A 10,641-nucleotide genomic window follows, 5' to 3' on the forward strand; every position below is an offset into this window, starting at 1 on the left:
AGACGCGTCAGATCGCGCCCGCCCTCCCCGACCCTCTCTGCATGTGGCTCTTCACCACCTCCGGCTTCCTGTCCGTCGTCGCCCACCACGACCGCCCCGGCGTGCTCCTCGTCCGCGCGCGGGCGCGCGAGGACCTCGACGCGTTCTGCGCCGGCACGGGCGCGCCGGCCCCGACCGAGACGCCCGAGCGCGACTACCGCTGGCGCACGACGCTACCGGCCGCCGAGTTCGGCACCTGGCTCGCCGCCCAAGCAGAGGCGATCGACTACGGCAACTTCAAGGACGCGGTCGCCGACCGGCAGGGGTACGAGCGGGCGAAGCGGTACGGGAAGGTGTGGCAGGTGATGTACGGGCTGCAGGAGGAGTGAGGTGGCTCACCGCCCGAGCCGGTGCCATCTCGGCAAGGTCACCGTCTCGATGCGCTCACGTGAGCCGGGGTCGTGCAACGCCCCCTCCAGCGCGTCCTCGAAATGGGGAAGCGCAGCCACGCGTCGGCTCTGCTGGGCAACGTAGTCCCGCGCCTCGGCCGGCAGCTCATCGACTTCACCGGTGAGCTCCTCACGCGCGTCGAGGAGGAGAACGACGTCCTCGAAGTCGCGACTCGCGATGCAGTCGTCGTCGCCGCGGGACGCGAACGCCTCGAGCTTGCAGACGAGCAGCCATTCCGGGGCGAGCGCCCGCAGCGTCTCGCCCGACGGGAGCGTGCACTGCCTCGCCGACGGGACGGCTCGCGGCAGCCAGCCCGCGGTGAAGCCCGCAAGCGTCGGATCGAGTGGAACCGCGTCGAGGATGAGTCCGGTCGTGCCGTGCCGCCAGCGGCAGATCAGGCCGCTGTGGACGTCCTCGCCGAAGCCGGCCGAGCGGAGCCCCTCCTGGAACCGGGCATAGGCGAGCGGACTGGTCACCTCGGCGACCACGTCGACATCCGCCGTCACTCGCGGCAGCTGCGCCGCGGGATCGGTGAACCAGAGGCCGACGGTCGCGCCGCCGATGTAGACCACCTCGTCGTTGAGCGGCCCGAGCGCGTACGTCGCTCTTCGGAGCAGATCAGCGCTCACGCGCGCACCGCGACCCGCTCGTGGATGTGCCGGGCGGCGATCTTCCGCGTGCGCGCGTCCCCGATGCGCATCGCATCTGTCAACGCCGCGAGTTGCGCAACCGCCGGCCAGCGCCCGGCGAGATCCGGGAGAGCAGCGTCGAGCGGCTCGACCGCCGCACCACGGACCGTGCCGCGAGCCGACGGCCAGACGGGGACCGGGCCATCGGCGACGATCTCATCGGAGAGGGGTGCGGCTCCCCACGCCGTGGGCACGCCGCGGACGAGAGCGCCCTCCGTGACCGGGTGGAGGTACTTGACCGCGTGGAGGAGGAACTCCTCGGCGGCCTTCCTTCGCGGCCGGCGGCGAGCGGCGTCGTAGAGCCCCGCCCGCGCAAGACGATCGAGCCCACGCTGCACCTTCGCGTGCGAGACGCCCAGCCGCTCGGCGAACGATCGCAGCGTCCAGTCCTCGCCCTCCGCCTCGAGCAGAGCGAGGAGGACGAGAACATCAGCGGACCTCAACATCGTTGATGTGTATCGCGTATCGATACACGATACAAGGGCCCTGCGCGTGCTCACCGCGCGAACCCGAACGCCGGCCCCGGCCCCGAGTGCCCGCGCTCCTCGGCGATCGCGAACAGGTCGGCGAGGGTCGACGCTCCTGGAGCGGCGACGACCTCGCGACGCGTCAGCCACTCGCGCGCCGCCACCGCCGGGAACCGCTCGAACTCGACATCCGCGACGCAGCGCCCGGGCCGCGAGAGCGCGGGATGGAGTGACGTGAGCGGCTCGTTCGTCGTCACGAGCAAGAGGGTGTGGGACGACTGCCCGATCACGCCGTCGCTCAGGTTGAGGAGGCGCGAGAGCGCCTGGCCCTGGGCGACCTTCGCGTCGGGGACGAGGTACTCGCCCGCGTCCTCGAGGACGATGACCGTCCAGCGGGCGTCCGGCGCCTCGGCCGGCCTGACGGCCGTCATCACGTACGACGAGTGCTGCAGGAAGACCTCGGGGTCGGTGACGAACTGGAAGTCCGTCCAGCCGCGCCACGCGCCGGCGAGCGCGCGCAGCGCGGTGGTCTTGCCGGTCCCCGGCTCGCCGTGCCAGAGGATGAGCCGCCCGCCCGCCGGCGGACGACGCCACGCGAACATCTCGTCGAGCCGCTCGCGCGGAGCCGCGGTGTAGTTGTCGCGGATCGACGACCACACCGGTGCGCCGATGAAGCGCGGCACATCCTCGACCGCTCCCCGGTCCCACCAGGTGACGTGGACGCGGACCTGGTCGCGCGACCGCGTCGCCGCCGGGAGCGCGGCGAGGATCTCGCGCTCGATGCGCTGCGCACGCGCGACCGTCGTGGCGGCACAGGCCACCTGGGCCTGCCGGTACGCGAGCGAGAGCAGCGCGACGCCGTGCTCGAAGCCGAGCAGCACCTCGACGCGATGGCCCGGCGTGCCCTCCCACCGCAGCAGCTCGCCGGGCGCGTCCTCGAGGGACGCGTCGGTCACCCACCGCTTGTGGAGGACGGCGGTCAGCCCCGTCTCGACGACCTCCCGCATGAAGAAGGCGTCCGCGAGGCTGTGCTGCCTGAGGTCGTAGCGAAAGCCGCGGTTCGGGTTGAGAGGCCGCGTCACCGGCCGCCCCGCTCGCTCTCGAACCACTCCTTCCAGCCGCGGCGGCGCGCGGCGGGCTCGCCGGCGGCGTAGGCCTCCTCGTCGGGCGTGAGGTCGCCGAGCGCGCGCAGCAGCGTGCCGTCCTCGACGTTGAAGAGCGCGTGCGCACCGAGGTCGGGGTTCGCCGCCCGGAAGCACACGTGGAGCGCCTGGCCGAGGCGCAGGTCGGGAGCCGTCGCCCAGGCGGCGCGGATCGCCTCGAGCACGACGTCGCGCCCGGGCGACAGGTGCTCCTCGACGGCCCGCGCCGCGGCGAGCGGCCCCGAGACGTCGGCCTGCGGGAAGCCGCCGGCGAGGAGCTCGACGAGACGCCGGTCGAAGGTGTTGACGAGCGGGTGCCACGGCACGCCCGCCGCCGACGTGAGACGAGCCATGAGGAAGGGCCCGAAGCGCTCCTCCCCCGCCGCCGCCCAGTGACGGTCGAGCGCGGCGCAGATGAGCGGGATGCGGGCGGGATCTCTCATGTGGAGGGTGAGTCGGCGTCACGAGGGGCAAGCTGACGCGCAGGGTCCGGCGGGGGAGGTCAGGCGACGACCGCCCCGCACGACCCATCCGCGATGCCCGACCCCCACGGAGCTCGCCGCGTCCTCGACGCGGGCGGGCGCAACATCTCGTTGTTCGTCGGCCTCGAGGAGGAGATCGGCCGTCCGATCAGGGCGGCGGTGGTGTCCTTGGGGGGCGAAGGGCCGCCCTGGCCCCCGGCGGTCGACTCGCCGTGGGTGGCGCATCACACCCTCCTCACCACGCCCCTGACGGGTGAACCACCTGCCGATCCCGCCGCGGAGGCGATGCGCGTCCGTCGCGCCGCGAGAGAGGTCGACAGTCTCGGCGACTTCTCGGTTCTCCTCCGCGACGATGCGGGCCTCGCTCGAATCGGCGCCGTGGCCGTTCAGGCTCTGCGGCTCCGTGGGATGGCGCCTGCGGATGCCGTCGCGCGTGTGCGCGAGGCCGTTGGCGAACTCGACCCCGAGTGGCCGCGCGCCGGCTGGCAGCGACAGATCGCGTGCGAGGAGCCGCTCGAGCTGAAGCACCACGTCGTGAACGGCCCTTGCGAGCTCGTCCCGTGGAGGCGCGGCACCGCGGACGGTGTCGCCGTCTTCGCGGGCGGAGCCATGGACGACTCTGAGCAGGCCGTCGTCGGTGAGGCCGTGCGGCGCTGTCATCGCGGTATCGCCGAGGTGCGTGGCGGCTCGCTGCCCGAGCGAACGGCGCCCCTCGTCCCGCCCCGGGCCACCGCGGCCAGATCGAGCTCACCGATGAGGAACGTGCCGTGACCGTCGACGTGCAGCGGCTGATCCTCAAAGGGTCCGGCAGCCCGCGAGTTCGGTCCGAGTCCGCCATCGCATCGCTCGCCGCGAAGGGCGCGTTCTGCGTCGGCGACGGCTGGTGGTCCCCGAGCCACCTCGGCCGGACGCTGGTCGGAATGGCCGAGACCGTCGTCTACACGTACCAAGTCGGTGGTGTGACGCTGACGAACCGGCTCTGGCGCGAGGCGCAGGACCGCGCGGATCGTCGCGGCCACGCTGTCACGTGGCGCGGCGACACCTGTCACTTCGACATCGACATCTGACCCGCTTCCCTCCGCGGCCCGTGCGTCCGGCATCGCCGCCTGGACCAGGCATCCACTGCGTCACGGGCGGCCAGCTCGCCCGCGACACGAGCCTGCTCCACGGCCAGGTCACCGTGCTTGCCCAGGAGAGGACCGTCCGGCAGCATGGAGCGTCGTGAAGCACGTCGTCTCGAGCGGAGGTCACACCGGCGTGGGCGTCCGCGCGCTGTGCGGTGTGCCGGTGGTCGATCACGTCGTCATCCACCGCGACCTCGTCGAGGCTCGCCGAGGGGATGCGGACCTGTGCCCCATCTGCCTTCAGCGGGCGACCGAGCTGCGCGAGGAGGAGCAGGGAGAGGGTCCTGACACTCCGACGGTCGACGTCGCGCGGCACATCGACGAGCATTGGGACCGGCACGTCGGGGCGATGCGCGACCTCCGTTGAGCTCAGCTGCGTTCTTCCCGCGAGATGAGCGGCCGCGCCAACGCCGCCGATCACACCCGCCCCTCATCGAGCACGCGCTCCAGCGCGTGCGAGCGGCGCAGTGGCGCCGTCGCACCGATCGAGGGGTCGCCGGCGAGGGGTGGCGCCGCCGACTCGTGCGTGTACGCGGTGGCGGGCAGGAGCTCGCCGCAGTAGAAGCAGACGTCGATCTTGAAGGTCGCCGCGAACACGTGGCCTGAGCGGGCGCACGTGACCCGCCACGACGTCGCGACGTCGCCTCTGCGCAGGCGCTCGATCGCCTGGGTCAGACCGGGCGCGTTCCTCGGCGCGGACGACGGGCCGATCGGCACCGCGCGGGCTCGCGCGACGAGCAGCTTCCACAGCCATCGCGTCTCGTCCCCGCGGGCCGTGAGGAACGGCTGCCACTCCAGATCGGTGATGACGCCGGTGTGGTGGACCCCGAGGACCTCGTTGTCGGGCCCGACGTCGCCGACGCGGAAGATGTAGAACCCGCTCGCCGTGTACATCACGAGGGCGACGGAGCGGTCTCGACGCGTGGCCTCCCCGACGATCGTGCCAAGCGTGAGGGCGACTCCGCGCGGCCACCGGATGTCGCGGTACTCCGACGGGACGTGGAGCCGAGCGGCCGTCGACTGCCGCGCGCCCCACGTGGCCGCGACCTCGACGCCGCAGATCGTGTCGAGCGCCTCTCCTGCGGTCGAGAGGCGAGCGCTAGCGCTCTCGCGCACGCCCGGCCCGCCGTCGATCCACCGCCGCAGACCCTCGACGACGATGTCGCGGTGGGCGACGGCGGCGTCGCCGGCGCCGAGGAATCGGCCGCTGTCGAAGCCGAGCGCGCACCAGGGACGGTCAGGATCGGGCGGCATCGGCTCCTCCGGTGACGTCGTCGGCGGTGAGGTGCGTGAGGGCGGCGTCGTCGAGCGCGTCCGCAGTGAGGACGCGGTCCGCGTGGCGCGCGATCGCCCGCTCGAGGTGGCGGCGGACGGCGCGGGCGTTGCCGAACGCCCGCTCGCCCGACTCCGTGTCGAGGAGGCCCATGAGCGCACGCCGGGCGGCGTCGTCCAGCACGTAGCGGTGCGCCTCGCAGTAGCGCTCGGCGATCGTGGCCATCTCGTCGGTCGAGTAGCGCGGAAAGCTGATCGTCGTGCCGAAGCGGCTCTCGAGCCCGGGGTTGGACGCGATGAACGCGGCCATCTCGCCGGGGTAGCCGGCGGCGATGACGACGAGCCGCTCGCGGTCGTCCTCCATGCGCTTGAGGAGCACCTCGATCGCCTCGGGGCCGAAGTCGCTGCCCGTGCCGCGGCTCGTGAGGCTGTAGGCCTCGTCGATGAAGAGGACGCCCCCGACGGCGCGGTCGATCACCGCCGCGGTCTTCGTCGCCGTCTGGCCGACGTAGCCGGCGACGAGGTCCTCGCGGGCGACCTCGACGAGGTGGCCCTCCTCGAGCAGACCGAGCGCCGCGTAGATGCGGCCGATGAGCCGGGCGACGGTCGTCTTGCCGGTGCCGGGAGGGCCGGTGAAGACGAGGTGGAGCGACAGCGGCGGGTTGCCGAGGCCCCGCTCTTCCCTCACCCGGCGCACGCGCGCGAGGTTCGCGAGCGAGCGGATCTCGTCCTTGACGCTCGCGAGCCCGACGAGCGCGCCGAGCTCGTCGAGCGCCTCACGCAGGGCGCTCGCGTCGACCGCGCGGGACGTGTCGTCCACGGACGGGCGTGACGCCTGCTCGAGGGCGGCGCGGAGCCGCTGCAGAGCGACCGCGTCGCCGTGGACGGCGACCCGGTCGGCCCAGGCGAGCCAGGTCCGGCAGGCCGTCACGCTCGCCGCGTCGCCCGCACCGACGCGAGCTATCACCTCCTCGCTCGCCCTCGTGACCGCCTTCGCGTCCGCCGCGGACGCGAGGTCGTCGAGGTGGGTGACGAGCGCGCTCCGCACGTCGTTGAACGACGGGTCATCGACGCCGAGACGCTGATACTCCATCGCCGGCACGAGCGAGGCGAGGTTCGCGGCCGCGGTGAGGAACCGGTCGAGGCGAGCGCTCAGCGTCCCCGACGGGTCGACGGGCAGCGTCGCGATCATGACGAGCATCCCGTCGGCGACGCGCTTCGCCGCGGCGGTCCGCTCGGCGTTGACGGGGCCGCTCCGCCACCCCACGAGCTCGAGCGAAGCCCGTTGGGAGACGTCGCGGCCTTCCTCCAGCCAGGCGGAGACGAACGCCCACTCGACGAGCGTCGCGAAGGGCTCGCGCGCCTCGTGGGCGACGACCGGGTCGGGCACGCGGACGCGAGCGACCGCCGCGTCGGCCGCGGGAAGGAGGAGCCGATTCGGCGTCGTCACGGCCGGCAGGGCGGGAGGCGGCGCCTCGACCGCCCGCCCCTCGATGATCTCCGGTGCCGGGTCCTCAGGGCGCACGAGCCCGACGCGGACGGCCTTGGCGTACTCACGGCGGCACACCGTGCAGCGGCGAGATCCGACGCGATTGCGGTTGTGGCCGCACCCGGTGCAGCGCCAGGTCGCGTCGGGTTCGGCGTCGAGGATCTCCGGTGCGGGCTCCGCCCGCCGCACGGTCGCAGGGGCCGCGGTCGTCCCGACCGCGCCGACGACGGGCGCACCCGGGCGGTTCGGCGGCGTCATGCGGTTGAAGAGCGCGAGAGCGCCGATGGGGATCGCGGCGGCGAAGAGGAGGACGTTGAGGGCCTCGATGCTCTCGCGGGTCTCTCCCTCGAGGTAGGGCTCGATCGCATGCGTCTGGACGGCGAGTCCGCCGGCGATGCAGATGGCCGCCGTCGTGAGGGCGAAGAGGATGCCCCGCCAGTGCTTGGCGAACCAGACGAGCACGAGCACGGGACAGACGACGACGAGGACGAGCTTCGCGAGGAAGAGGAGCATCGGCCCGAAGACGATGAGGAAGAAGGCCCCGTCCATCGCCTTCTCGCCCTCCGTCGGCTCGCGCGGCGGCTCGCCACGCAGCTCGCGTCGGGTGTCATCGAGCTCGCGGCTCTGCTTGTGGAGCGCCCAGAGGACGACGGGCTCGACGTGCGGGCCGGCGTCCTTCTGGTCGTGCTCGTCGGCCATCGCGGAAAGGTCGCGCGCGTCGCCGCGGGTCTGACAGCATCGGCCCCATGGCGCTCATGCACCCGCGCACGCTCCTTCCCGACGAGGTGAAGAGCGCCGGCGAGGTGAAGGTGTTCGAGGCGCTGCGCGACGGGCTGTCCGACGAGTGGCTCGTGTTCCACTCGGTCGGGTTCGTCCAGCGCGACCACGCGACGGGCGCGAAGGACGGCGAGATCGACTTCGTCCTCTGCCATCCCGAGAAGGGGATCGTCTGCCTCGAGGTGAAGGGCGGCGACATCGAGTGCCGTCACGGCGAGTGGCACCGCACGATCGCCGGGGTGAAGGAGCGGGTGAAGGATCCCTTCGAGCAGGCGAGCGGTCACAAGTACGCGCTCGGAGACATGATCGACGCGGTCGACGGCTGGCGGGCGAAGGACCTCGTCATCGTCCACGCGGTCGGCTTCCCCGACATCGCCGTCCACTCGCTCGTGCTCGCGCCCGACGCGCCGCCCGACATCGTCATCGACCGTCAGGGGTTCAAGGACGTCGCCGCCTCGGTCGAGCGGGTCCTCGCCTTCCACGGCGGGTCGCGCGACAAGCGCGCGGTCCCCGGCGAGGAGGGCGCGGCGATGCTGCGCGACCTGCTCGCGCCGACCCACGAGATCGAGGTCCCGCTCGCGACCTCGTTCGACGCCGAGGACGCGGCGCTCGTCGAGCTCACGCGCGAGCAGGGGATGCTGCTGCGCAACATGACGCGCTTCCCGCGCATGGCGATCCACGGCTGCGCGGGGTCCGGCAAGACGATGCTCGCCGTCGAGCACGCGCGCCGGCTCGCCGACGACGGCAGGGTCGTCCTCTTCGTCTGCTTCAACAAGCGACTCGGGGCGCACCTGCACACGACGGTCGGCAACCCGCGCATCGACTTCGTCCACTTCCACCGGCTGTGCACGCGCCTGGCGAAGAAGGCGGGCGTCGCGCTGCCTGACCACCCGAAGGACGACACCCCCCAGCGGTTCTGGGACGTCGAGCTGCCCGAGGCGCTCGTCGACGCGATCGACGTCCTCGGCCCGCAATGGGACGCGCTCATCGTCGACGAGGCCCAGGACCTCGACGACGACTGGCTCGCCGCGCTGCGGTGCGGCCTGCGCGACGAGGAGACGGCGCCTGTGTGGCTCTTCCTCGACGACAACCAGCGCGTCTACGAGGACCGGCTCACCGTCCCGAGCGACTTCCTCGCCTGGGAGCTGCCGACGAACTGCCGCAACACCCAGGCGATCCACCGCGAGCTGCTCAAGCTCTACGAGGGCACCGTGAAGCCCGACGTCCGCGGACCCGAGGGACGCCAGCCCGAGCTCGTCCGCACCGACGACCAGCCGGCCGCGGTCGCGAAGCTCCTCGACCGCCTCCTCGGCCCCGACGACGTGCCGCCGGGGGACGTCGTCGTCCTCTCCTCACACGGCGAGGCGAAGTCCGAGGTCGCCGCCGCGCTCGGCAGCCGGCTCTGCGACGGCCCCACGCCGAAGGGCTCGCGGCAGGTCCGCTTCTGCTCGATCCGCGGCTTCAAGGGACTCGAGGCCGCGGTCGTCGTGCTCTGCGAGCTCGAGGACCTCGATCGGCAGACGCGCGATCACCAGCTGTACGTCGGGCTGTCGCGGGCGCGGAACCACGCGGTCGTGGTGGTGCCGGGGTGAGGGGTCAGGCCGTTCGCATCATGAGCGGCGGACCTGCTGCGCGCCGGCGCGCCGCGTCTGCCGTGCCGCCGCCTTGGAGTAGGCGATCATGTTGCGCCGCTCGGCGATGGCGAGAACCACCATGCGGCCCGGCGCCCCGTCGGTCGGCTCGTTGCGGTAGACAAGCCGGTAGCGCGGCTTGCCTTTGTGACCAGGCTCGTCGAAGCGGACCTTGCGGCAGCCCTGGAGGATGCGGGGCGGCCGGTCGTCCATCGGCTCCCCGAGGTGAGGGTTGCGGTGCAGCTCGACGACGATCCTCGCGATCTCCCGGCGCACGGCTTCCGGGAGGGCGGCGGCCTCGGTCGCGACCTCCGGGAGGAACTCGAAGGTCGGCTCAGCGCCGGGGGAGCTGCTCAACGAACTCGCTCATCCCGATCTGCTGCAGGAACTCCGCCGCCGTCACGGTCTCGGGGCGCGGTGTCGACAGCCGCTCAGCGATCAGAAGCGCGATGCCCGCATCCTCGAGATCCTCCTGCAGTTCCTCGCGCTCGGCCTCGAGCGCGGCGATCCGCGCCTCCGCCGCGTCGAGGTCGGTCGTCGGCAGCAGCGTCGCCGAACCGTCGGACCCTCGTGCCTTGATCTCGACCGCGTTGTCGCGCAGCCCGCGGGCACGCTTCTTCGGGTTGGACGCCCGCTTCACCAGCTCGGGGAGCTGGGCACGCGCCTCGCTGGTCCCGAGGGCGGTCCTGCTCTGCTCAGTCCGTCGGCGCATCGTCGCTCCTCGCTGTACGACTAGTCGTACGATAGCGCGCGGGTGCCCCATCAATGCCGACGGCCACGATCCTCCGTGAGGAGCCGGTCCGTGGTTCCCGCCTCATGCGGCACGGCGATCGCGAGATGTGCGTCGACAGCAGCAACGAAGCGCGGCTCGGGCGCATGCGACGCAGGGGAATCGGCGCGGTGAACGACGACCTCGTCGCGAGCGAGGTCCGCTCGCTCGACCTCGACGCGAAGCTCGCCGCCGGCATCCCGTCGCAATGTCGCTCGTTCGCGCATGACAGGAGCGAGTGTTCCACGCGCCGGTGGCGCGGCCAAGCTGAGCCGGAGAGTCTGCGCGATCCAGATCCAGAATCGTCACGTTCGCCGGAGCAATTGTCAAATGTTGTGGATAGGGCGATGAAGGGTGATCAGGCGGCGAC

At 72.4% G+C, this 10,641-nt stretch carries 14 protein-coding genes; 6 read left to right on the top strand and 8 right to left on the bottom strand.

Going from position 1 to position 10,641, the window contains the following annotated elements:
* Positions 1–41 precede the first annotated feature (41 nt).
* A complete protein-coding gene (locus ACME2J_RS17035; RefSeq protein ID WP_495546136.1) occupies positions 42–368 on the top strand; it encodes a hypothetical protein in 327 nt (108 codons plus the stop codon).
* A gap of 6 nt (positions 369–374) precedes the next feature.
* Here the strand turns inward: ACME2J_RS17035 and ACME2J_RS17040 are convergent, their stop codons facing one another.
* The 4 genes from ACME2J_RS17040 to ACME2J_RS17055 are packed head-to-tail and all read right to left on the bottom strand — an operon-like array spanning position 375 to position 3,170.
* Positions 375–1,058, bottom strand: a complete 684-nt coding sequence (locus ACME2J_RS17040; RefSeq protein WP_495546137.1) for a hypothetical protein — start codon at positions 1,056–1,058, stop codon at positions 375–377.
* A complete protein-coding gene (locus ACME2J_RS17045; protein ID WP_495546138.1) occupies positions 1,055–1,564 on the bottom strand; it encodes a hypothetical protein in 510 nt (169 codons plus the stop codon). Before ACME2J_RS17045 ends, ACME2J_RS17040 begins: the two co-directional genes overlap by 4 nt.
* Positions 1,565–1,614: 50 nt before the next feature.
* A complete protein-coding gene (locus tag ACME2J_RS17050; RefSeq protein ID WP_495546139.1) occupies positions 1,615–2,667 on the bottom strand; it encodes an AAA family ATPase in 1,053 nt (350 codons plus the stop codon).
* Positions 2,664–3,170: a hypothetical protein gene (locus tag ACME2J_RS17055; RefSeq protein ID WP_495546140.1), complete on the bottom strand. Its 507-nt coding sequence runs from the start codon at positions 3,168–3,170 to the stop codon at positions 2,664–2,666. Before ACME2J_RS17055 ends, ACME2J_RS17050 begins: the two co-directional genes overlap by 4 nt.
* A gap of 93 nt (positions 3,171–3,263) precedes the next feature.
* Here ACME2J_RS17055 and ACME2J_RS17060 point away from each other — a divergent pair, with 93 nt between their 5' ends.
* The 3 genes from ACME2J_RS17060 to ACME2J_RS17070 all read left to right on the top strand — a co-directional run bounded on the left by ACME2J_RS17060 (position 3,264) and on the right by ACME2J_RS17070 (position 4,700).
* On the top strand, positions 3,264–3,980 hold the full coding sequence (locus ACME2J_RS17060; RefSeq protein ID WP_495546141.1) for a hypothetical protein: 717 nt from the start codon (positions 3,264–3,266) through the stop codon (positions 3,978–3,980).
* Positions 3,977–4,276, top strand: coding sequence for a hypothetical protein (locus ACME2J_RS17065; protein ID WP_495546142.1), 300 nt, complete (start codon positions 3,977–3,979; stop codon positions 4,274–4,276). The genes ACME2J_RS17060 and ACME2J_RS17065 overlap by 4 nt, the downstream gene beginning before the upstream one ends.
* A 154-nt stretch (positions 4,277–4,430) precedes the next feature.
* Complete coding sequence (locus ACME2J_RS17070) at positions 4,431–4,700, top strand: hypothetical protein (RefSeq protein ID WP_495546143.1); 270 nt, start codon at positions 4,431–4,433, stop codon at positions 4,698–4,700.
* A gap of 50 nt (positions 4,701–4,750) precedes the next feature.
* Here ACME2J_RS17070 and ACME2J_RS17075 read toward each other — a convergent pair whose 3' ends face one another.
* On the bottom strand, positions 4,751–5,587 hold the full coding sequence (locus ACME2J_RS17075) for a hypothetical protein (protein ID WP_495546144.1): 837 nt from the start codon (positions 5,585–5,587) through the stop codon (positions 4,751–4,753).
* The gene (locus ACME2J_RS17080) at positions 5,571–7,793 is read right to left on the bottom strand and encodes an AAA family ATPase (protein ID WP_495546145.1); all 2,223 of its coding nucleotides are present in this window, start codon (positions 7,791–7,793) and stop codon (positions 5,571–5,573) included. Before ACME2J_RS17080 ends, ACME2J_RS17075 begins: the two co-directional genes overlap by 17 nt.
* 47 nt (positions 7,794–7,840) lie before the next feature.
* Here ACME2J_RS17080 and ACME2J_RS17085 point away from each other — a divergent pair, with 47 nt between their 5' ends.
* Entirely contained in the window at positions 7,841–9,463 is a 1,623-nt protein-coding gene (locus ACME2J_RS17085) for a nuclease-related domain-containing DEAD/DEAH box helicase (protein WP_495546146.1), read from the top strand.
* Between the two features lie 18 nt (positions 9,464–9,481).
* Here ACME2J_RS17085 and ACME2J_RS17090 read toward each other — a convergent pair whose 3' ends face one another.
* On the bottom strand, positions 9,482–9,859 hold the full coding sequence (locus ACME2J_RS17090) for a hypothetical protein (RefSeq protein WP_495546147.1): 378 nt from the start codon (positions 9,857–9,859) through the stop codon (positions 9,482–9,484).
* Complete coding sequence (locus ACME2J_RS17095) at positions 9,837–10,214, bottom strand: hypothetical protein (protein ID WP_495546148.1); 378 nt, start codon at positions 10,212–10,214, stop codon at positions 9,837–9,839. Before ACME2J_RS17095 ends, ACME2J_RS17090 begins: the two co-directional genes overlap by 23 nt.
* Positions 10,215–10,267: 53 nt before the next feature.
* Here ACME2J_RS17095 and ACME2J_RS17100 point away from each other — a divergent pair.
* A partial coding sequence (locus tag ACME2J_RS17100; protein ID WP_495546149.1) for a hypothetical protein occupies positions 10,268–10,641 on the top strand: 374 nt, incomplete at its 3' end.

The sequence above is a fragment of the Paraconexibacter sp. genome (assembly GCF_059438195.1).

Excerpts from the sequence above, each read along its gene's own strand:
- ACME2J_RS17080 (WP_495546145.1), bottom strand. The coding sequence starts at position 7,793 with ATGGCCGACGAGCACGACCAGAAGGACGCCGGCCCGCACGTCGAGCCC.
- ACME2J_RS17085 (WP_495546146.1), top strand. The coding sequence starts at position 7,841 with ATGGCGCTCATGCACCCGCGCACGCTCCTTCCCGACGAGGTGAAGAGC.
- ACME2J_RS17055 (WP_495546140.1), bottom strand. The coding sequence starts at position 3,170 with ATGAGAGATCCCGCCCGCATCCCGCTCATCTGCGCCGCGCTCGACCGT.
- ACME2J_RS17045 (WP_495546138.1), bottom strand. The coding sequence starts at position 1,564 with ATGTTGAGGTCCGCTGATGTTCTCGTCCTCCTCGCTCTGCTCGAGGCG.
- ACME2J_RS17075 (WP_495546144.1), bottom strand. The coding sequence starts at position 5,587 with ATGCCGCCCGATCCTGACCGTCCCTGGTGCGCGCTCGGCTTCGACAGC.
- ACME2J_RS17095 (WP_495546148.1), bottom strand. The coding sequence starts at position 10,214 with ATGCGCCGACGGACTGAGCAGAGCAGGACCGCCCTCGGGACCAGCGAG.
- ACME2J_RS17035 (WP_495546136.1), top strand. The coding sequence starts at position 42 with ATGTGGCTCTTCACCACCTCCGGCTTCCTGTCCGTCGTCGCCCACCAC.
- ACME2J_RS17060 (WP_495546141.1), top strand. The coding sequence starts at position 3,264 with ATGCCCGACCCCCACGGAGCTCGCCGCGTCCTCGACGCGGGCGGGCGC.